At 55.2% G+C, this 21,469-nt stretch carries 23 protein-coding genes; 13 read left to right on the plus strand and 10 right to left on the minus strand.

Annotated features, from left to right (window positions below; all coding sequences use genetic code 11):
- Positions 1-111: 111 nt before the first annotated feature.
- From exuR to KW828_RS09325, 9 genes are all read left to right on the plus strand, one after another.
- Complete coding sequence (exuR, locus tag KW828_RS09285; protein ID WP_218336115.1) at positions 112-888, plus strand: transcriptional regulator ExuR; 777 nt, start codon at positions 112-114, stop codon at positions 886-888.
- A gap of 251 nt (positions 889-1,139) precedes the next feature.
- Positions 1,140-1,802, plus strand: a complete 663-nt coding sequence (yqjA, locus tag KW828_RS09290) for a DedA family general envelope maintenance protein YqjA (RefSeq protein WP_218336116.1) — start codon at positions 1,140-1,142, stop codon at positions 1,800-1,802.
- 4 nt (positions 1,803-1,806) lie between these two features.
- Complete coding sequence (gene mzrA / locus KW828_RS09295; protein WP_218336117.1) at positions 1,807-2,190, plus strand: EnvZ/OmpR regulon moderator MzrA; 384 nt, start codon at positions 1,807-1,809, stop codon at positions 2,188-2,190.
- 151 nt (positions 2,191-2,341) lie between these two features.
- Positions 2,342-2,710, plus strand: coding sequence for a DUF1090 domain-containing protein (locus KW828_RS09300; protein WP_088221741.1), 369 nt, complete (start codon positions 2,342-2,344; stop codon positions 2,708-2,710).
- A 32-nt stretch (positions 2,711-2,742) separates the two neighbouring features.
- Entirely contained in the window at positions 2,743-3,048 is a 306-nt protein-coding gene (locus tag KW828_RS09305; protein ID WP_088221740.1) for a YqjD family protein, read from the plus strand.
- A gap of 2 nt (positions 3,049-3,050) precedes the next feature.
- Positions 3,051-3,443: a phage holin family protein gene (locus KW828_RS09310; RefSeq protein ID WP_088221739.1), complete on the plus strand. Its 393-nt coding sequence runs from the start codon at positions 3,051-3,053 to the stop codon at positions 3,441-3,443.
- A gap of 1 nt (position 3,444) precedes the next feature.
- Positions 3,445-3,741 carry a YqjK-like family protein gene (locus KW828_RS09315; RefSeq protein WP_088221864.1) on the plus strand — a complete coding sequence of 99 codons (297 nt, stop codon included), beginning with the start codon at positions 3,445-3,447 and terminating at the stop codon, positions 3,739-3,741.
- Positions 3,742-3,958: 217 nt separating this feature from the next.
- The gene (locus tag KW828_RS09320) at positions 3,959-4,351 is read left to right on the plus strand and encodes a DoxX family protein (RefSeq protein ID WP_088221738.1); all 393 of its coding nucleotides are present in this window, start codon (positions 3,959-3,961) and stop codon (positions 4,349-4,351) included.
- A 142-nt stretch (positions 4,352-4,493) separates the two neighbouring features.
- Positions 4,494-5,495 (plus strand): glutathione S-transferase family protein, encoded by a 1,002-nt coding sequence (locus KW828_RS09325; RefSeq protein ID WP_218336118.1) that lies wholly within the window; start codon positions 4,494-4,496, stop codon positions 5,493-5,495.
- Between the two features lie 23 nt (positions 5,496-5,518).
- Here the strand turns inward: KW828_RS09325 and KW828_RS09330 are convergent, their stop codons facing one another.
- From KW828_RS09330 to KW828_RS09340, 3 genes are read right to left on the minus strand one after another with little or no spacing between them, the layout of a single operon-like run.
- Positions 5,519-6,334 carry a sugar phosphate isomerase/epimerase gene (locus KW828_RS09330; RefSeq protein WP_218336119.1) on the minus strand — a complete coding sequence of 272 codons (816 nt, stop codon included), beginning with the start codon at positions 6,332-6,334 and terminating at the stop codon, positions 5,519-5,521.
- On the minus strand, positions 6,331-7,617 hold the full coding sequence (locus KW828_RS09335; protein WP_218336120.1) for an ABC transporter substrate-binding protein: 1,287 nt from the start codon (positions 7,615-7,617) through the stop codon (positions 6,331-6,333). Before KW828_RS09335 ends, KW828_RS09330 begins: the two co-directional genes overlap by 4 nt.
- A gap of 11 nt (positions 7,618-7,628) precedes the next feature.
- Positions 7,629-8,807, minus strand: coding sequence for an oligogalacturonate lyase family protein (locus tag KW828_RS09340; protein ID WP_218336247.1), 1,179 nt, complete (start codon positions 8,805-8,807; stop codon positions 7,629-7,631).
- Between the two features lie 90 nt (positions 8,808-8,897).
- On the opposite strand from KW828_RS09340, the gene KW828_RS09345 reads away from it, so the two are divergent.
- Both KW828_RS09345 and KW828_RS09350 read left to right on the plus strand, forming a co-directional pair.
- Complete coding sequence (locus tag KW828_RS09345) at positions 8,898-10,538, plus strand: hypothetical protein (RefSeq protein ID WP_218336121.1); 1,641 nt, start codon at positions 8,898-8,900, stop codon at positions 10,536-10,538.
- A gap of 236 nt (positions 10,539-10,774) precedes the next feature.
- The gene (locus KW828_RS09350) at positions 10,775-11,140 is read left to right on the plus strand and encodes a DUF805 domain-containing protein (protein ID WP_218336122.1); all 366 of its coding nucleotides are present in this window, start codon (positions 10,775-10,777) and stop codon (positions 11,138-11,140) included.
- 31 nt (positions 11,141-11,171) lie between these two features.
- On the opposite strand, the gene KW828_RS09355 is transcribed toward KW828_RS09350, so the two are convergent.
- Positions 11,172-12,068, minus strand: coding sequence for a LysR family transcriptional regulator (locus tag KW828_RS09355; RefSeq protein WP_088221731.1), 897 nt, complete (start codon positions 12,066-12,068; stop codon positions 11,172-11,174).
- Between the two features lie 105 nt (positions 12,069-12,173).
- On the opposite strand from KW828_RS09355, the gene KW828_RS09360 reads away from it, so the two are divergent.
- A complete protein-coding gene (locus KW828_RS09360) occupies positions 12,174-12,875 on the plus strand; it encodes a pirin family protein (RefSeq protein ID WP_218336123.1) in 702 nt (233 codons plus the stop codon).
- A 24-nt stretch (positions 12,876-12,899) separates the two neighbouring features.
- Positions 12,900-13,067 carry a hypothetical protein gene (locus tag KW828_RS09365; protein ID WP_218336124.1) on the plus strand — a complete coding sequence of 56 codons (168 nt, stop codon included), beginning with the start codon at positions 12,900-12,902 and terminating at the stop codon, positions 13,065-13,067.
- A gap of 44 nt (positions 13,068-13,111) precedes the next feature.
- Here KW828_RS09365 and KW828_RS09370 read toward each other — a convergent pair whose 3' ends face one another.
- The 6 genes from KW828_RS09370 to tdcD form a co-directional block, all read right to left on the minus strand.
- On the minus strand, positions 13,112-14,419 hold the full coding sequence (locus KW828_RS09370; protein WP_218336125.1) for a serine dehydratase subunit alpha family protein: 1,308 nt from the start codon (positions 14,417-14,419) through the stop codon (positions 13,112-13,114).
- A gap of 16 nt (positions 14,420-14,435) precedes the next feature.
- Complete coding sequence (locus tag KW828_RS09375) at positions 14,436-15,767, minus strand: amino acid permease (RefSeq protein WP_218336126.1); 1,332 nt, start codon at positions 15,765-15,767, stop codon at positions 14,436-14,438.
- 279 nt (positions 15,768-16,046) lie between these two features.
- On the minus strand, positions 16,047-17,411 hold the full coding sequence (gene tdcG, locus KW828_RS09380; RefSeq protein WP_218336127.1) for an L-serine ammonia-lyase: 1,365 nt from the start codon (positions 17,409-17,411) through the stop codon (positions 16,047-16,049).
- Between the two features lie 92 nt (positions 17,412-17,503).
- A complete protein-coding gene (locus tag KW828_RS09385) occupies positions 17,504-17,893 on the minus strand; it encodes an enamine/imine deaminase (protein ID WP_218336128.1) in 390 nt (129 codons plus the stop codon).
- Positions 17,894-17,906: 13 nt separating this feature from the next.
- Positions 17,907-20,201 (minus strand): formate C-acetyltransferase, encoded by a 2,295-nt coding sequence (gene pflB / locus KW828_RS09390; RefSeq protein ID WP_218336129.1) that lies wholly within the window; start codon positions 20,199-20,201, stop codon positions 17,907-17,909.
- A gap of 33 nt (positions 20,202-20,234) precedes the next feature.
- The gene (gene tdcD, locus KW828_RS09395) at positions 20,235-21,443 is read right to left on the minus strand and encodes a propionate kinase (RefSeq protein WP_218336248.1); all 1,209 of its coding nucleotides are present in this window, start codon (positions 21,441-21,443) and stop codon (positions 20,235-20,237) included.
- Positions 21,444-21,469 lie beyond the last annotated feature (26 nt).

The following is a 21,469-nucleotide window of genomic DNA, read 5'->3' on the forward strand; positions in this document are numbered from 1 at the left end:
ACGCCTAAGCCGCCCCTGTTATTCCGGGCGGCTTTTACTTTTCTGCGGTGGTGAGAATCGTCTAAAAGTGGTATAACAAATCTTATCTGCCTTATCCTGCCTGGAGTGCATATGGAAATCACCGACACACGACGTTTGTATCAGCAGCTCGCCGCTGAGCTGAAAAGCCGCATTGAAAACGGCGTGTATCTCGTTGGTGATAAATTGCCTGCCGAGCGCTTTATTGCGGATGAAAAAAACGTCAGCCGCACCGTGGTGCGTGAAGCAATCATCATGCTGGAAGTGGAAGGTTACGTTGAAGTGCGTAAAGGCTCCGGCATTCATGTGATGTCGAACCAGCCTAAATACCAGCAGGTGCCGGACGAATCGCTGGAGTTCGCCAACTACGGGCCGTTTGAACTGTTACAGGCGCGCCAGCTGATCGAAAGCAATATTGCCGAATTCGCCGCCACCCAGGTGACGAAGCAGGACATCATGAAGCTGATGGAAATTCAGGATCGCGCCCGCCAGGAAAAATGCTTCCGCGACTCTGAATGGGATTTACAGTTCCACGTGCAGGTGGCGCTCGCGACGCAGAATACTGCACTGGCCGCGATTGTCGAAAAGATGTGGACGCAGCGCGTTCATAACCCGTACTGGAAAAAACTGCACGATCATATTGATTTGCGCACCGTGGATAACTGGTGCGACGATCACGACCAGATCCTTAAAGCCCTGATCCGTAAAGACCCCCATGCCGCGAAACTGGCGATGTGGCAGCATCTGGAAAACACCAAGCAGATGCTGTTTAACGAAACCAGCGATGATTTTGAATTTAACGCTGACCGCTACCTTTTTGCAGATAATCCGGTCGTTCATCTCGATACGGCGGCTAACGCCGTAAAATAAATTTTTTGTCTTCCCACAGCAGGCGCAACTGCGCTTGCGGTGCTCCGCGCAGTAACAAAAGGTATAGAGTGTCAGCCTTTGTAAATACTCTGGTTTCCCCCCGCCAGCGCAAGTAAAAATCAATTCTTACATTTCATAAATTCTGAGACGCAGAACTCCGGCATTTGTTACAATTAGATGCAATTTGCCGCGCGTGCGCGTGCACAGGACCCGATCTGGCGTGACGTTAACCGATGTACCAGGAATAACGAATGGAACTATTTACTCAGCTACTTAATGCATTGTGGAGTCAGGATTTCGAGACGCTGGCGAATCCTTCCATGATCGGCATGCTTTATTTCGTCCTGTTTATGATTTTGTTCCTGGAAAATGGCCTGTTGCCCGCCGCCTTTCTGCCCGGTGACAGCCTCTTAGTACTGGTCGGCGTGCTGATCGCAAAAGGCGCAATGAGCTATCCGCTGACGATCGCGCTGTTAACCACCGCTGCCAGCCTCGGCTGTTGGCTGAGTTATATTCAGGGCCGCTGGCTCGGTAATACGCGCATTGTGCAGAACTGGTTATCACATCTGCCCGCGCATTATCACCAGCGCGCGCACCACATGTTTCACAAACACGGTCTTTCTGCCCTGCTGTTGGGGCGTTTTATTGCATTTGTTCGCACACTGTTACCAACTATTGCCGGGATCTCCGGTCTGAGTAACACGCGCTTTCAGTTTTTCAACTGGATGAGCGGTCTGCTGTGGGTCGTGATCCTGACGACGCTGGGTTATCTTCTGGGTAAGACACCCGTTTTCCTTAAGTATGAGGATGCGCTGATGTCCTGCCTGATGTTACTGCCAGTAGTGTTGCTGGTCTGTGGGCTCATTGGTACGCTGGTTGTGTTATGGAAGAAAAAATATGGGAAGCAGGATTAACCGGATGCTTATTCAACGCACGGCAATGAAGCGCGTTGCTTTGATGGTGGCAACCGTCATGTTGTTCACGATCTTTTTCTTTGCCTGGGCGACGCTGCAACAGCGTGAATCCACGCTGGCTATTCGCCCGGCCAGCCAGAGCGTCAGCGTGCCTGACGGCTTTTCTATCTGGCATCATCTGGATGCCAACGGCATTCGTTTTAACAGCATCACGCCGCAAAACGACACGCTGCTGATTAAATTTGATTCCAGCGCACAGAGCGCCGCCGCCAAAGTGGTACTCGATCGCACCCTGCCCCATGGCTATATCATCGCCCAGCAGGATGACGAGGATAAACCCGCGGCCTGGCTGTCGCGATTACGCGATACGCCACATCGGCTGGGTTGAGAACTTCAATAATTCCGAAACTTGGCCCGCTTTTTGGTTTTCTCCCCGTTAGTTACTATGCTTACTACACGGGCACCCATCTTACTCTTTAAATCAACTGGATTTCGGCGCCTCATGTTGAGGCCCGTAACAACAATGGAAGGTTTCAAGAATGAAATACCGCACCGCACTGGCGCTAGCCCTTTTTTCACTGAGTGCCGCTTCACAGGCTGCTTCCCTTTGTCAGGAAAAGGAGCAGGATATTCAAAAAGAGATCCGTTACGCCGAGAAGCACAACAATCAGAGCCGTATTGACGGTCTGAATACCGCCCTCAGAGAACTCAGAGCCAATTGCACGGACAGCAAATTGCGCGCCGATCATCAGGAGAAGATCGCCGACCAGAAAGAAGAAATTGCCGAACGCGAGCAGGATCTTCAGGAAGCGAAGCAAAAAGGCGATGCGGAGAAGGTGTCCAAAAGAGAACGCAAGCTGAAAGAGGCTCAGGATGAACTGAAAGCGCTTGAGGCTCGGGATTATTAAAGGAAGTTAACACTCACTCACTGGAGAGAACTATGTCTAAAGATACCAATACGGAACATCTGCGCGCTGAGTTGAAATCCCTGACGGACACCCTGGAAGAAGTGCTGAATACCTCCGGGTCTAAATCGAAAGAAGAGCTGAGTAAACTGCGTAGCAAAGCTGAACGTGCGCTGCACGAAAGCCGTCATCGTCTGGGTGAAACCAGTGACATTATTGCTAAACAGACGCGTGAAGCGGCCGGTAAGGCCGAAGACTATGTTCGTGAGAACCCATGGACAGGCGTTGGTATCGGTGCTGCGATTGGCGTAGTGCTGGGTGTGCTGATGTCGCGTCGTTGATTATGGATACTTCACGTCAATCAAACGGGCCCGGAAAAAGCGTTCTGGGCATCGGGCAGCGCATCGTAACAATTATCGTTGAGATGGTGGAAACGCGTGTGCGGCTGGCGGTGGTCGAACTGGAAGAAGAGAAAGCCAATATCTTCCAGTTGCTCCTGATGGTAGGGGTGACCATGCTGTTGGCCGCTTTCGGTTTAATGAGTCTGATGGTGCTGATTATCTGGGCTATTGACCCGCAATACCGTCTGAACGCCATGATTGCCACGACGGCGGTACTGCTGGTTGGCGCGTTAATTGGTGGTTTATGGACCATGCGTAAAGTACGCCGGTCCACCCTGCTGCGTCATACCCGTCAGGAGCTGTCCAACGACCGTTCGTTGCTGGAGGATGATTGAGATGAGCAGTCAGAGCGATCGTCAAAAGCGTAAGGCCATTCTGCTGAGTCAAATCCAGCAGCAACGGCTTGATCTCACCGCCAGTCGTCGCGACTGGGAAGAGCGCATGATCTCCTACGATCGCGGATGGAATACGCTGTTAAGCCTGCGCTCATGGGCGCTGGTGGGCAGTAGCCTGCTGGCTATTCGTACCATTCGCAATCCTAACCGGCTGGTACGCTGGGGCAAGCGCGGCTTTGCCGCCTGGAGTGCCTGGCGTCTGGTGCAAACCACCCTCCGTCAGCAACATCTCCGTTAATCTGTGATCTGTCCCCTGCCCGGCGGTTTTTCCGCCGGGTATATTCACCCCCGCTTATCATTACTCAGAATATTTGATAAAGATTGACAGTTTTCCTTGCTAACAATCTCGAATCGCTACGCTTATTATCCTCTCCATCGACGGCAAACGTGCGTTATGCGCCGTAACTGCCTGAACAATCACACCTGCACACAGCATGAGATTTCTGGAGAGTAAAATGAAAAAATTAGAAGATGTTGGTTTCCTGGTAGCGCGTATTCTGATGCCAATCCTGTTTATTTATGCTGGCTGGGGCAAAATCACCGGTTACGCCGGTACGCAGCAGTATATGGAAGCCATGGGCGTGCCGGGCTTCTTCCTGCCGCTGACCATCCTGCTTGAGTTCGGCGGCGGTCTGGCGATCCTGTTCGGTTTCCTGACCCGTACTACCGCGCTGTTCACCGCTGGCTTTACGCTGCTGACCGCGTTCATCTTCCACAGCAACTTTGCTGAAGGTGTGAACTCGCTGATGTTCATGAAAAACCTGACCATCGCTGGCGGCTACCTGCTGCTGGGCATCACCGGTCCGGGTGCATTCAGCATCGACCGCGTGCTGAATAAAAAGTGGTAAGGCTTCTATACTGAAGGCATCTACAACGACTGACGCATTATGTAGGCCCACGTAAACGTCGCGCCGCCTGGCATTATCACCATTTGCCAGGTGGCGTTTCGTTGTCCTGGCCTACATCTAGCTCAACCAGAAGGAGAACGTGATGGGACAACTGATTGACGGCGTCTGGCACGACACCTGGTACGACACCAAATCGACGGGCGGCAGTTTTAAGCGTTCGGTTTCCGCTTTCCGCAACTGGCTGACCGCCGATGGCGCGCCAGGCCCGACCGGTGAAGGTGGATTTGCCGCTGAAAAAGGCCGCTATCACCTCTACGTTTCCCTCGCCTGTCCGTGGGCGCATCGCACGCTGATCATGCGTAAATTAAAAGGTCTTGAACCTTTTATTGATGTCTCCGTGGTAAATCCGCTGATGCTGGAAAATGGCTGGACCTTTGATGACAATTTCCCGGCCGCAACCGGTGATACGCTCTATCAGCACGACTTTCTCTATCAGCTCTATCTGCATGCCGATCCGCACTACAGCGGGCGCGTCACCGTGCCGGTGCTGTGGGATAAAAAGAACCACACTATCGTCAGCAATGAATCGGCGGAAATCATCCGTATGTTCAATACTGCCTTTGATGCCCAGGGCGCCAAAGCGGGAGATTACTACCCGGCAGCACTGCGGGCGCAGATTGATGAGCTGAACGGCTGGATCTACGACACCGTGAATAACGGCGTCTACAAAGCCGGTTTTGCCACCAGTCAGAGTGCTTACGACGACGCCGTCACCGCGCTGTTCGCGTCATTGTCGCGCCTTGAGCAACTGCTTGGTCAGCACCGCTATCTGACCGGCGATCAACTGACCGAAGCCGATATTCGCCTGTGGACCACGCTGATCCGCTTCGATCCGGTTTACGTCACGCATTTCAAATGCGACAAGCACCGCATCAGCGATTACCTGAATCTGCATGGTTTTTTACGCGACATCTGGCAGATGCCGGGCATTGCTGAAACCGTAGACTTTGCGCACATCCGCACCCACTACTATTGCAGCCACAAGACCATTAACCCGACCGGCATTATTTCCATCGGTCCGTGGCAGGATCTTGATGAGCCGCATGGCCGCGATAGCCGTTTCGGCAGCCGCGACACCGAGTAATCTGAGCTGCGCGGCGGTGGCGTTTACAGACGCCGCAACCGCGCGATCAGTTCGCCCGCCTCGTCGATCACGGTTTGCGCCGAGGGCCTGCACAAACACTCCAGTGACATCGCCCCCTGATAACCCGCCAGCCTGAGCGTGGTGTATACCTCGTCCAGCGGCAGATGCCCGTACCCCGGAAATCCCCGGTTCGAATCCGCCAGATGCACATGACGCAACCGCGCACCCAGCATGGCGATGGCCGTTGAAAAATCGGCGTCCTCAATGCTGGCGTGAAACAGATCCCACAGCACGCCGACGTTTTGCGGCGCATCGCTGAATGCCATGTAATCCATCATCTCCTGCGCGCTGTGCAGCTGGCCCACTTCATAGCGGTTCAGTGCCTCAAGGATCAGCACCACGCCGTTGCGCCGGGCATACTCGACGCAAGGAAACAGCGCCGTCGCCAGCGCGTTCATGTACTGCGGCTTGTCCAGCGGCAGATCCGTGGCGCGCAGCGATCCGAGGGTGACGTGGCTGCCGAGCTGCGCCGCCGCGTCGATATGGGCAAATAACCGTTCCTGGGTGCGGCGCACCACGCTTTTCTCGGCCGACAGCAGCGTCAGCCCCTCACGCTTGCGTGCCTGGCCGGTGGCAATGGTCGTACAGCCAAGACCGGCGCGATCTAACGCCGCGCGAAGGGCCGTCACTTCCACGCCCTCGTAGTCATTGATGCACAGCTCGGCGGCGTCAAAGCCGCTGCGCGACAGCCACGCCAGTCCCTGACTGAACTGTGCCGCCGGAAAGGGCGAAAAAGGCGTGTCGTACTGACAGGCCAGAGTAGCGCTGAAGGTGATCATTTTTTAACGGCCCGCTGTAAAATGCGCCCGGCTTTTTTGGCAAACTGCGCCGCCGCCTGTTCAACGGTCATATTACCCTGATCGATATTCTGGATAGTGTCATGCCAGAGCGCCACCAGCTGCGGGTTGTCGAAGTAGGGCGAGGTCGGGATCTGATGCGGCAGCGCCAGCGACGATTTGATGCCGGTAACGGTAATATTGTCATCCTTGAGCACACCACTGGCGGAGAGCTGTGCCACCGCTTTTTTGCTCAGCGGCGTGCCGCGCTCCAGCCCCATTGCCGCCACGCCTGCCGGATCGTTCATCAGGAAGTCGATCAGCTTCGCCGCCTGCTGCGGATGCTTACTGGTTTTCGCCACGCTGAACATCATGGTCGGTTTCAGGAACAGCCCCGCGTCGGTAGCGCCGGGCAACATAAAGAACGGCCCCAGCTCCAGCGTGTTATAGGGCGCGGCGAGGTTGTTCTCGTACATCACCGCATTGGTGTTCCACATGTAGATCCCGCCCCACTGCCCCTGGATCCACGGCTTCATTTCCCAGGTATTGGATTTTCCGTACGACGACAACACGCGGGTGGAAGGGAAAACATGGTTGTCCACCAGATCTTTATAAACCTGGAAAAATTCCACCCACTGCTGGGGGGTGTAATTAAATTTCCCGCTTTTTTCGTCGATAGCCGCAATATTATGTTTTTGCACCATCCATGACTGCACGAGGGTAATCGACTCCATATAGTCGAGCACCAGCGGATATTTATTTTTGTCCTTCGCGTTAAAGGCGTTGCCGGCGGCTTTTAATTCCTCCCAGCTTTGCGGATAAGCGACGCCCATTTCCTGCCACAGTTTCTGGTTGTAATAAAAACTGCGCGCGGTCATCGCCACCGGAATACCGTTCAGCTTGTTATTCACCATCACACTTTGCAGCGACTGGGGATCGTACTGACTGAGATCGATATTCTCTTTCATCGTCAGCAGGTCATAAAATCCGTTGCCGTCTTTGGAAAATAGCGGCAGCCAGTTCCAGTTAGTCTGAATAACGTCTGGCGCATCGCCGCCCGCCATTTGCACCGTCAGGCGCGAGAGATAGCCCTCCCAACCGGCATATTCCGCTTTCACCTGAATATCCGGGTTTTGCTTTTCAAACAGTTCAATGGCTTTCAGCGTCGCCTGATGACGGCTGTTGCCGCCCCACCACGAGAGGCGGATTTCCGCAGGCTGAGCCAGCGCTGCGCAGGCGCAGACCAGCAATAACGATGCCGTTACGGGCAAGAGTTTCTTTAACATAGCGCGCGCCCTCAGGAATGAATGCTGCGTAATACGCGGTCAGGAATATCCGCCAGATATAGCGCTGGCAGGCCGTCTTTATCGGAGCTGAACAGCACCTGTTTTTCATCCGGCGTAAACGACGGATGCGGATGGGTCACCTGGCGATCGCCGTCCAGCACGCGCCATGACGAGCTGTGGCGTGCCACTTTGTGCGTCTGCTTGCGGGCAATATCGAACAGGTAGAGATACGGGTCGGTGGTATCGCCGTAACCCGCGTTGTCAGCAATATCAATGGGTTTACCGGACCCGTCGCCCACCACCAGCGTGCCGCTGTCGTTGCTCATCACATGGGAGCACGGCGGCATGGCAATCAGCTTTTCATCCTCGCCGCTGTCACCGTTTACCCGGCACAGCCAGCGCACCGGGCTGTCTTTCACGTAGGTGACGTACATCAGCGCCGAGCCGTCCGGTACCCAGAATTCATGGGTGTAGCTTTCTCCCGGTGCCGGTTCTTTGGCCTTACGGATGTGGCTGCCGTCTTCGTTCATCAGCCACATACGGGCATCCACCTGATCCAGCGGCCCTTCATGGCAGAAGGCCACCGTGTTGTCGTCAAAGGGGCGATAGATGGGATGCCCCAGCCACTGATTTTCTTCCAGCAGGGTGTCACGCTCACCGTTTTCCAGCGAGATGCGGATCACCCGGCAGCGGGGCTGTTCGGCATAAAATTCCTGGAACACCGTCCAGTCGCTGATGGGTCGCCAGCTGTCGCGATGGATCTCCACCCCCACCAGTTTGGTGCAGTCAGAGTTCGCCACCCAGGTGCCGTAACCCACCCAGTCGTCCGGTACGCGATACACTACGCTTTCTTCCTGCGTCGCCAGCGTCACGCGCATCAGATTGCGTTCGCTTTTTACGTAATAGAGGTATTTCTCATCCGGCGAAAGAAAGCCGCCAAAGGTATTATCCCCTGGCCCTTCGGTAAGCTGTTTTGCTTCGCCGCTGGCGACGTCGAGTAAATAATAATTGCGCGTACCGCTGAACTCTCCGGCAAAAATTAATTTGCGTCCGCCATCCAGGAAGCACTTTTGATAGAAGTAGTTACGGTGACAAATAATATCCGGCGGTGTCAGACGAATAACCCGTGCGCCGGTATCTTCATCGGTATATTCAAAATAGTGAAGCTGAACGCTATCCCCTTTTGCCATCATTCTTCTCCGTTGGTTGCAAATAACTGTCGATCGTCCGGGCGCTTGCCCGTATGGTGAGTGCACCGCTTCGCCAGGAAACAGGTAATAATGTCTGCTGCACCTTTGTTATTGCTGGAAGTCAATACGCCGAAAATATGGGACTGGCCCTATTTCCAGCACATCGCCGCTCTCCTTCACGCGCACCATTTCAATGGTCTTATCATTCATCAGCAGTCGCTGATTACCGATCTTGCCGCGCCCTCGCCCGGCTGCCGCCCTGGCGACATTCGCCATCTGCTCCATCGCCGCGACCATGCGCTGCTGTATCTGCAAAAGGTCAGCCGCTACTGTGATGAGCACCATCTGCAACTCTGGTTGCAGGGGGAAGCCACGCCCGATTGCAGCGAGCAAAAAGCCAAATTCCCGGAGTTCTTTCTCACCGATGCGCGCGCCGATGACGCCAGCTTTACCGACTGGTTATTCGGCCACGCCATCCCGGAATTGCTGCGGGCGCTGCCGTCAGTGCGCGGGCTGCGGTTATCCCTGTCCACCCCCGACATGAGCAACGAGGCGTGGAAAGGCGTCTTAAATCTGCTGTACCAGTCGGTGCGTCGTGAGGGCCGCCAGCTGGTGTTGCGCGATTACCGGGACAAAACCTGGCCGCGGCACATGTTAAAAACCGCGCTGGAGGCGCTGCCCGGCGACGTGCGCGCCTCAGTGAAAGCCACCGAGCTGGACTACCGTCCCGGCTTTGCCAACAACCCCAATCTGACCACCCTGGCGGGCTTCACCAAATGGCTGGAGTTCGATATGTGGGGCATCGAGTACGGCTGGACGCTGCTGCCCTGCTATTTACTGGCGGAGTTCCACCAGCGTTTGCAGTGGTTTGCCGGTCAGGACGGCGCGATGCCTGAAGCCGTCACCCTGCGCCTGAACTGGGAGTGGGTCCCCGAACTGGAGTTGACCGACTCCGTCAATGAAATCAATCTTTACGGCCTCGCCCGACTGGTGCGCGAACCGCACAGCACCCCCGCCATGCTCGCGCGCGCCTGGCTGCAAACTCATGCCGACCGCCCGTTACCGCTGCACCTGGAGACGCTGTTCAGCAACCTGCTTAGCGCCAGCTACGAGTGGAGCTGTAAAACCCCGACGCTGCTTGGCCGCGTGTTGCAGTCCCACAGTCAGCCACCCGCCACCTTCCAGCAGACATTGCATCTGCTGCATCTGGATACCCGCAGTGCAAATTGGGCGCAGGCATTTCAGCCGCTGATGCCCGCCGATGATCCCGAACTGGGTCAGCAGCAGTTTCAGCTGATTGAGCTGGAACGGCAGCAGTCGCTGTTCCTCGCGGGCCACATGCAAACCCTCGCCCGGCAGTTGCAAAGTGATAACAGCCTCAGCCCGGCCTTTACCCGCCGCCTTACCGAGGCCGCCACGCGCGCCCTGTGGTATACCCGCGCTTACTCCGCCGTGACGCGGGCCATCGTGCTGCGTATCTGGATGCGTAAATATGGCGCGCAATCCGGCAGTCACCAGCAGTTCAGCGACGCGCTACAGGCACTGCGCACCGTCAGCCGCGAACTGGACGCGTGGTTTGCCGGCGAGGGCCAGAAACATCCGTGGATCTTCCAGAACCTGCTGAGTCCGGCGCGGCTCAATGAACTGGCCCGTAGTCTTGAGCAGGAAGCACCGGATGACGTCAGCATGGCGGCAACGGCAGCGGGAGTAAATCGACGCGGGGAGGCATGACTTCACGAAACGACTCCCGCCGATTAAAAAGCGAGCAGCTTCACAGAACACGAGAATTTCAGGTGAGCTGGATCACAGCAGACGAAACGCGATCTGTGATGCCGATCGGAAAGTAAAAGCAAATTTTGACGCCTCGATTAATTCATATTGGTGATATTTACCGACCAAATATTCATGACTATTATCAATATGATTGTTGATAAAACAGAGAATTAACCACTGATTGAGGCGCTAACATGGACTGGTATCTAAAAGTTCTCAGGAACTACATTGGGTTTCGCGGGCGCGCGCGCCGCAAGGAGTACTGGATGTTTATTCTGGTCAACATCGTGCTGACCGGGGTACTGGGGATCGTGGATAAAATTCTGGGGTTACAACTGGGCGGCGGCGAAGGCGTGCTGACCACCGTCTATGGCGTACTGATTTTCCTGCCGTGGTGGGCGGTGCAGTTCCGTCGTCTGCATGATACTGACCGCTCGGCGTGGTGGTTATTACTGCTGCTGATCCCGGTGATCGGCTGGCTGGTGATCATCGCCTTCAACTGTCAGAGCGGTACGCCAGGCGAAAACCGCTTTGGACCGGATCCAAAAATGCTCGCCTGATCCTGCTGACTCCTCCGCCCGGAGGAGTCATTTATTTGTTCATAAACAGCTTCGGGATCTCCCGCAGACACCAGGCTTTGGCCTCGCCCATGCTGTCGCGTCGCCAGGCCATAATAATGTCCACTTCGGCGGTGTATTCCGGGCTGACCACCCGCAGACGTCCTTCGGCAATATCCTTTTCAACCATGGGATACGGCATGGTCGCCACCCCCAGTCCGGCCAGCAGCGCCTGGCGTTTATCTTCCAGGCTGCTCACCGTCAGACGCGGCTGTTTGTCGAGCAACTGCACGGTTAACACCGGACGTTCCCGCGCGGTATCCGCCACCGCCACGCCGCGGTATTTCACGCGCGTCACTTCGGACAGCGGTTCCGGCTCATCATGGATGGGATGCCCCGGCGCAGCCACGTAGACATTCATCACCTTATACAGCTTGCGGGAGTTAATTTCTGACGAGGAACGAAAATGCATGTCCGGCCCGATAACAATGTCTGCCCGGCCCTGCTCCAGTCGCTCCCACGCGCCGGCAAGCACTTCGGTGATCACCGACAGCTGGGTATTGGCTTTGGTCGCCAGCTTTTCCACCAGCGGGAAAAGCGACTGGGTGGGCACCAGTGCTTCGGTTACCAGCGTCAGGTGTGTTTCCCAGCCGCGCGCCAGCGCTTCCGCATCGGTCGTCAGTTTATCGGCCGCTTCCAGTAATACGCGCCCGCGCTCCAGCAGCATCCGCCCCACGTTAGTAAATTTGGTGCGGTGACCAGAGCGGTCAAACAGCACGACGTCCAGTTCTTCTTCCAGCTTTTGCATGGTATAGCTGAGCGCCGACGGGACACGGCCCAGCTCATCTGCCGCCGCCGCGAAACTGCCACGCCGATCGATTGCATCCATCACCCGTAATGCTTCGAGGGTTAACGCTCTTTCTTTAGCCATGTCGTTTTCATTCAGGAAATTTGAACATACCGGGCAGAATATCTGGCTAACATTGCAGCGTCCATACCTTTACCATTGTTAACGTGTAAAGAGAGGGCAAAGATTATGATCACGACAAGAACAGTCAAACAGTGCGGCCAGGCAGATTTCGGATGGTTGCAGGCTCGCTACACCTTCTCCTTTGGCCATTATTTTGACCCGAAACTGCTGGGCTATGCCTCGTTGCGGGTGCTGAATCAGGAAGTGCTGGCGCCGGGCGCGTCATTCCAGCCGCGGACCTATCCCAAAGTGGATATGTTAAATCTGATCCTGGAAGGCGAAGCCGAGTACCGCGACAGCGAAGGTCATCATGTTCAGGCGAAAGCGGGCGAAGCGCTGCTTATCGCCACGCAGCCGGGTATCAGCTACAGCGAACATAACCTCAGCAAAGATAAGTCGCTGACCCGTATGCAGTTATGGCTCGACGCCTGTCCGGAGCGGGAAAATGCGCTGGTGCAGAAAATGGTGCTGGCGGATCATGCACAGCAGCTGCTGGCCTCGCCAGATGGCAGCGAGGGCAGTTTGCAACTGCGTCAGCAGGTGTGGATCCATCATATTGCGCTGGAAACTGGCGAAGAGCTGAGTTTTCATCTCCATGGACCGCGCGCCTATTTGCAGTCGATCCACGGCAGTGTGCACGCCGTCACACAGCAAACCGAGCAGCAGGCCCTGACCTGCGGTGATGGCGCGTTTATTCGTGATGAACCTAACATTACGCTCGTCGCCGATACGCCGCTGCGTGCATTACTGATAGATTTACCGCTGTAAGTCACCGCATCACGGGAATACCTAATGAGCAAAAAACAGAAGAAAACCAGACCCGCACCGGTTGAGGTGCAGTTTCAGCAGACAGACGCCGCCCCTCTGCGTTTGTCATTTGGCTCCGACGAGATGCTGAGTGAACTAGAAGCAATTGTGGCCGACGCCGAAGTGCGGCTCTCAGAAGAAGAAGCCGCGTAACCTTTTCATCTCGCCCGACGGCGCTACCCGCCGGGCAATTCTCCCTACCCTGCTTTTCTCGCCATGATGTCAATAATTTGCCGATCGGTTTGCTGCATCGACTGACAGGCCAGCGCGCATAAATTAGCGATCGACTGTTCTACATCGTGCGCCACAATGCCTTCGTTACCGGTCACCGCCGTATCATCGAGTGCCATCAGTACCGCTTTCCATGCCGAGGATACGCTGGTCGAAACTTTCATCGCGCAACTGTTAGACGCGCCATCGCAAATCATACCGCTGACATCGCCAATCATGCTGCTGATCGCCATCGCAAGGGTGTCATATCGCCCGTCAATCAGCCATGCCATGCCCGCCGCGGCCCCCATAGCAGCCGTAGTGGCGGCGCATAGCGCAGACAAGCGCGGCAACTGGTGATGGATGTAGATTGCGCTTAAATGCGACAGCATCAGCGCACGCGCCAGTTTCTCCTCGCTCACCTGAAAATGCTCCGCCACCACCACAACGGGCAGCGTCGCGGTAATGCCCTGATTGCCCGAACCGGAATTGCTCATCGCAGGTAAGCTCGCGCCCCCCATACGCGCATCAGATGCCGCGCTGGTACGGATCACTATGGCAGTGAGAAGATCGTCGGCCTGCAGGCCGCGCGTTTGCTGTTTTTGCAGCGTCGCACCAATGTGCAGCCCCCATGTACCGCGCAGCCCCTCCTGCGAAAGCGCGTCATTGAGCCGGGCCGCCTGCAGGATAAAGCGGATCTGCGCCAGCGGAACCTGTTCGGCAAAAGTCACGATGTCTTTAAGCGAGGTCCGGGAGAGCACATCCGGTGCGGTATCAGCGCATTCAGCATCCGGCGCATCGCGTTCCAACAACACCGCGTCCGCCGTCTCAATACGCACAATACGGGTATGATCGCCGGCGATGGTCACGCAGGCCCATTGCTCATTGGCATAAACACGGGCGCGTACCCAGAGAATATCGTCGCAGGGAGTTTGTAACCTGACCTTTACTCGCCCGGCATCCAGCAGGGCTTTTGCCGCTGACACCGCCTGTGCCGAGGCGTTTTTGAGCACTTCCAGCCCGGCGTCGGCATCCCCCGCCAGCGCGCCAAGGGCGGCGGCTACCGGCAGGCCCACCATGCCGGTGCCCGGCACGGTAACGCCCATGCCGTTTTTCATCAGGTTGGGTGACACCTGGACCTCAATACGATCCACCTTTTCCGTGAGCTGTGCTGCCGCCACCGCACAGGCCAGCGCCACTGAAACGGGTTCGGTGCAACCGAGCGCCGGTTTCACCTCCGCCTTCACAATGTTGATAAAACGATCCCATAGCGGGTTAACCTTGGTCGTAGTCATAACAACAGCCTTTCTTTCAGGAAAATGCGAGGAACGGCGAGATGCAAAGCAGCAGGCCGGTCACAATAATGATGTACAGCGATGCGCCTTTGTATTGGTGCAATGCGGGCACTTTGTAAACCAGCCACGCCGGGATGAGGCAGCCCACCATGCCGAAAATAGGGCTACACACTGAGGTGAAGCTCAGTACCGGCGCGTTGAGCACAATGGCGCTCCAGGCCAGCAGCACGGCGAACACCATAATGCTGCCCTGCACATAGTTTTCATTGAACGTGCGGCCCGGAAATTTGCGGCGCAGCAGATTCATGGCGATACCCTGCGTGGCTTCACGAAAGCCAAGATAGACGCCAAAGAAGGCGGTCATTACCGCAAAGATATTGAGGATCACACTGACAATCTTTACCCAGCCTGCACCCTCGCCGCTGATGAACTGCGCCGCGATAGCCAGTGCCGAGATATTTTGCTCATAAGCTTTGACGGCTTCGTCGTGCCCCATCGCCAGTGTGAATGAAACGGCATAGAAAAAGACGGTGACAAACAGCACCGCAAACGCAATGTTCATCGCCCGCAGCGCCTTATAGCGAGCCACTTCTACTGATTTTTCCCGGGAACGGTAGGAGATCACCATCGGGCTGAGGGTCTGGATAAACAGAATGGAAGTGAGGGTAAAGGGCAACGTGATAATCGCGTTTTTGATCAATAACCCCACAGGCGGTAACGCGCCAATATTGTATAAGTGCCACATGCCGATCATGGATAATCCCAGCGCCGCCACCACGAACAATTTCGTGAGCACCATCAGGCTGGAGATTTTGAATAGCAGTTTTTCGCCGCGTGAGGAGATCGCCACCAGCACGCAAATTAATCCCAGCCCGTAAAAAGGATTGTCGGATAACAGCCCCTCGGTGATGCCAAAGGTGTGCAGATACGAGGCGCTGTCGTTGGTGATCGCCGTGGAATAGACAAACATCCAGATCACCAGCATCACGAAATAGAGCGCCCCTAACAGGATGCCCCAGTTTTTGCCCAGATAGCCGCTGATGACGCTCGGGTAATCTTTGCATTCCGGCGAGGCGGCCAGCGTATTAATAAATAAGCGCTGAAAAAGGTACATCGCCGGGTAGCCAATGACGGAGGAGAGCAGAAAAACCCACAGTCCCATGAGTCCGACCTGCACAGGTAAAAAGACAATGCCTGCGCCAATGGCCATGCCGATACTCATGATGACCCAGCCGGTATCGCTGCTGTCGAACTTGATGGCGGCACGCCATTCGCTTTCAGTCATGCCCGCGTCACGGGCTTGCGGTGATGCTTCCAGGCTTGCGCCGTTCTGAGTTACCGTTTCCATAATTTTCTCGCTGTAGGTAGAGGTTTTTATTTTTTTTCGTTCCGCATCAATGCGATGTGCGGGACGTGATGGCGCAGGCGAGTCGTTTTAATGAGAAAATCATACGCTCGGGGTCAGAGAAAAACTTCACAAATAAACCCTTATAATTACTGTTTGTTAGTAAATTTTTTCTCCATAAAAAGTGAAAACAGCATAAAAATTCCCTGGTTGAACACTATCTCAATAAAAAAAGGGCGCACCATGGTGCGCCCGAAGAAGGAGAAACAAACAGAAATAGTGTCAGCGACAAACCACTTTGATCGCCAGCCCACCGCGAGACGTTTCCCGGTATTTGTCGTTCATATCTTTGCCGGTCTCATACATGGTTTCGATCACTTTATCGAGAGATACGCGAGGCTCCGATGTCCTGCGTAGCGCCATGCGTGCCGCGTTCACCGCTTTCACCGCGTTGATTGCGTTTCGTTCGATACACGGGATTTGTACCTGGCCGGCCACCGGATCGCAGGTTAACCCCAGGTTATGCTCCATGGCGATTTCCGCCGCAATACAGACCTGCGTCGGGCTGCCGCCAAGCAACTCCGTCAGTCCCGCAGCCGCCATTGAGCAGGCCACACCGATCTCTCCCTGACAGCCCACTTCGGCACCCGAAATCGAAGCATTCATCTTATACAGCGCGCCGATTGCGCCAGCCGCCAACAAATAGCGGGCAATCGAATTGGCGTTAACCGGGCGGCGGAATTTATCGTAGTAAGCGAGCACGGCAGGAACAATACCGCATGCACCGTTGGTTGGCGCCGTCACCACTCGCCCGCCTGCGGCGTTCTCTTCGCTCACCGCCAAAGCAAACATATTGATCCAGTCGATGACGTTCATGGGATCGCTGGAGAGGCTATCGCTGGAGACTAACAGGCGTCGTAATGCCACGGCACGACGCGGAACATTGAGCGCTCCGGGCAATACGCCTTCGGTGTTAATGCCGCGCTCGATACCGGCGTGCATCACATCCCAGATGCGTGCAAAACCGGCATCGACTTCATTTTTGCTGCGTAGCGCCAGTTCGTTTTGCATCATCAGCCCGGAGATAGAAAGTCCGTTGCGCTCGCACAGCTTCAGCAGCTCGCTGGCAGAATGGAAATCGTATGGAACCGGGGCTTCTACGTCATGTGCCTGTCCGAAGTGCTCTTCCTCAACGATAAAACCGCCGCCAACGGAGTAGTAGGTTTTGCTGAGTAACGTTTCAGATCCCTGCCACGCAGTGATTCGCATCCCGTTTTCATGACGCGGGAGCGTTTCTGGATGAAAAATAATGCTATCTGCGACGGGAAAATCCACCACATGCGCGCCATCCGCCACGGGCAAACGCCCGCTGAGCGTCACGGCTTCGATAAACGTGGGAATACCGTCGATGCTCACGTCCTGTGGACTATTGCCCGCCAGTCCCATCATGATGGCGACATCGGTCGCATGACCCTTTCCGGTCAGCGAAAGTGAACCATACAGATCGACCACAATATGTGTGGTTCGGTGTAAAGATCCGCGGCCAAACAATTGATCGATAAAACGTTTACCTGCATTCATTGGCCCCACGGTATGGGAGCTGGAAGGTCCAATGCCAATCTTGAAAATATCGAATGCGCTAATCATATCCACACCCTGGGATTGCCGTTCAGTGAAGAGCCGGCGTCACACTCACTCTGAGATCGGGGCGATCCAGAAGATCGCCCTCCGGTCATAACCTACGCATCGCGTACCGCGATGGCTTCGATCTCCAGCTTCACATCTTTTGGCAAACGGGCGACCTGCACGCAGCTGCGCGTAGGGTAGATAGCCTGATGCGCATCAAAAAATTGCTGATAGACCTGATTGATGGTGGAGAAGTCGTTCAGATCGGTGATGAACACCGTGGTTTTCACGATGTCGCCCACCTTCAGGCCTGCGGACTCTACAATCGCTTTGACGTTTTCCAGACTCTGACGTGCCTGATCGGCAACGTTTTCTGCGACCGCTCCCGTTTGCGGACAAACCGGGATCTGACCCGACGTGAAGAGCAGGCTGCCCAGATCCACGCCCTGCACATAAGGGCCGATAGCGCCCGGTGCGCGCTGGGTTTCAATAATTTTTCTCATCGTTCCTCCGGCGTTATAACGCCTGGGTGAAAGTGCGTGAAATCACATCCTGCTGCTGTTCGCGGGTCAGCGCATTAAAGCGCACGGCATAACCGGAGACGCGGATCGTCAGGTTCGGATAGCTTTCCGGGTGCTCGATGGCATCCATCAGCATCTCCCGATTCATAACGTTGACGTTCAGGTGCTGCCCGCCTTCCACATGCGCTTCGTGATGGAAATACCCGTCCAGCAGGCCGACCAGATTGGTTTTACGTATCGCATCCTCTTTGCCAAGCGCGGCAGGCACAATCGAGAAGGTGTACGAGATGCCATCTTTGGCGTAGGTGAACGGCAGTTTTGCGACGGAAGTCAGCGAGGCGACTGCGCCTTTACGATCGCGCCCGTGCATCGGATTAGCGCCCGGAGCGAACGGCATTCCCGCCCGGCGTCCATCCGGCGTGTTGCCCGTTTTCTGTCCGTACACCACGTTAGAGGTGATGGTCAGAATGGACTGCGTTGGCACCGCATTGCGGTAAGTCGGCAACACGCTAATTTTCTTCATAAAGCGTTTAACCAGATCGCAGGCAATGCTGTCGACACGTTCGTCATTGTTGCCGTACTGCGGGTATTCCCCTTCGATGACAAAATCGACCGCCAGCCCGTTATGGTCGCGTACCGGTTTCACCTGCGCGTACTTAATGGCGGAGAGTGAATCCGCCGCCACCGACAGTCCGGCAATACCGCACGCCATGGTGCGATAAACGTCACGATCGTGCAGCGCCATCAGCGAGGCTTCGTAGCTGTATTTGTCATGCATATAGTGAATGATGTTCAGCGCGCTGATGTACTGCACCGCCAGCCAGTCTATAAAGTGGTCCAGGCTCTCCATAACGGTGTCGTAATTCAGGACATCATCCATCAGCGGTGCGGTTTTCGGCCCGACCTGGATTTTCAGCTTCTCATCAACGCCGCCGTTGATGGCGTACAGCAGGGTTTTCGCGAGGTTGGCGCGCGCACCGAAGAACTGCATCTGCTTCCCGATGACCATTGGGCTAACGCAGCAGGCAATCGCGTAGTCGTCGCTATCAAAGTCGGTCCGCATCAGATCGTCGTTTTCGTACTGCAATGACGAGGTGATGATAGAGACCTGAGCTGCGTATTTTTTGAAGGCAATCGGCAGCGCGTCTGACCACAGAATGGTCAGGTTTGGCTCCGGTGCCGGTCCCATGGTGTGCAACGTATGCAGGTAGCGGAAAGCGCTTTTGGTCACCAGCGGGCGACCATCCAGCCCCATCCCGCCAATCACTTCCGTCGCCCAGATCGGGTCGCCGGAGAACAGCGTGTCGAATTCCGGGGTACGCAGGAAGCGTACCATGCGGATTTTCATGATGAAGTGATCGATCAGCTCCTGCGCCTGCTGCTCCGTCAGCGCCCCGGCCTGCATGTCGCGCTCAATATAAATATCGAGGAACGTTGCGGTGCGGCCCAGCGACATCGCGCCGCCGTTCTGCGATTTCACCGCCGCCAGATAGGCAAAGTAGACCCATTGCACCGCTTCCTGCGCGTTACGCGCCGGACGAGAAATATCACAGCCATATTTCGCCGCCATTTCCTGCATTTGCAGCAGTGCGCGACGGTGCTCGGAAAGCTCCTCCCGCAGGCGAATAGTGGCTTCAAGTTTCTGCCCCCACTCCAGGTTCGACTGGAGATCGGCAAACTGCAGTTCGCGTTCGCGCACCAGATAGCTTATGCCGTACAGCGCCACGCGGCGGTAATCACCGATGATGCGACCACGACCATAGCCATCAGGCAGACCGGTCAGTACGCCTGATTTACGGCAGCGCAACATGTCCGGTGAATAGGCGTCGAAAACCCCCTGGTTGTGGGTTTTGCGCAGCTCAGTAAAGAGATACTCAAACTGCGGATCCATTTCACGCCCGTAGGCATCAAATGAACTTTTAATCATATTGACGCCGCCAAACGGATGCAGTGCGCGCTTGAGCGGTTTGTCGGTTTGCAGGCCGACAATTTTTTCCAGGGCTTGCTCGATATAACCGGCATCGTGTGCGGTGATCGTGGTCGCAATATTGGTATCGAAATCAACCGGCGCATGGGTCGCGTTTTCGATACGAATACCCGCCATCACCTTTTCCCACAAAGCCGTGGTCGCAGGCGTCGCTTCGGCAAGGAAAGATTCATCCCCTTCATATGGCGTATAGTTGTGCTGAATAAAATCCCGGACATTGATTTCTTCTTTCCAGTCCGTACCTTTAAAGCCCTGCCATGCTTCGGCATACAGCATATCGCTGGTATCGATATTTACCTTCATGAAAAATAATCTCTCAACAGAACAACAAATGTACTAGGCAAATTCCACAGGAGCATTAACTTTGCCTAACTGAATTGCATCGAGGGCAATCATTTTCTCTTCATTCGTCGGAATGACGGCGCATATAACGCGAGTTTCATTGCCGGAAATAATTCTTTCGCCGCAGGAATTAGGCAGATTATTCATATCACTGTCTAACACCACACCGAGGACAGCTAAATGTTCAATCACCAGTCGACGAATTAATATTGAGTTTTCGCCAATACCACCGGTGAAAATAATACCGTCCAGACGGTGTAGCGAGGCGGCATGTCCGGCAATATGACGGGCAATCCGGTGTACAAAGGTTTTAATCGCCAACTGAGCGCGTTCATGTCCTTCGTGCCAGGCCTTTTCCAGTACGCGCAGATCGGACGACAGGCCGGAAATACCGAGCAGACCAGACTCTTTGTTGACCACGCGCTCCAGATCGCTCAGCGTCTGGTTGGTTTCACTTGCCACCCACGCCATCGCGCCAAAATCCACGTCCCCGCTGCGGGTGCCCATCATCACCCCTTCCAGCGGCGTCATCCCCATTGAGGTATCGACGCTTTGTCCGTTGCGCACCGCGCAGATAGACGCGCCGTTGCCAAGGTGAGCGACCACCAGTCCAGAGTCCTCCTCTGGCAGCTCAAGCAGCGCCAGCGCACGTTGGGAAACATAACGGTGCGACGTCCCGTGGAATCCGTAGCGGCGCACGCCCAGCGCTTCGAAATACTTCCACGGCAACCCGTAAAGGTAAGCCTCCGGAGCCAGCGTCTGGTGGAAGCTGGTATCAAATACCGCCACCTGCTGCACGCCGGGGAAAAGATGCTGTGCGGATTCAATCCCGCTCAGATTGGCGTAATTATGTAACGGCGCTAAAGGTGATACCCGGCGAATATTTTCAATCACGTCATCAGTAATAATGGCTGATTCGGTAAAGATATTTCCGCCGTGGGCAATGCGGTGGCCAATTAAGGCTACGCTGTCGATTAAATTACGTTTTTCCAGTTCAAATGCGATCGCCTTAAGTGCGCCTTCGTAGTTGTGGTGAGCCAGCTTAGCTGGCTCTCCTCCATTTACCGATAAGAACGCATTTTCAGAATTAATTCCGTCCGCAATCCCAGCCATTAATACGTCACAGTTGGTTGCATCCAGCACTGAAAACTTAATTGACGACGATCCACAGTTGATAACCAACACTACCGGGAATTCATTCATCACACGACTCATCCTGAGGTGATACC

The sequence above is a fragment of the Enterobacter sp. ENT03 genome (assembly GCF_019218745.1).
Classification (GTDB): Bacteria; Pseudomonadota; Gammaproteobacteria; order Enterobacterales; family Enterobacteriaceae; genus Enterobacter_D.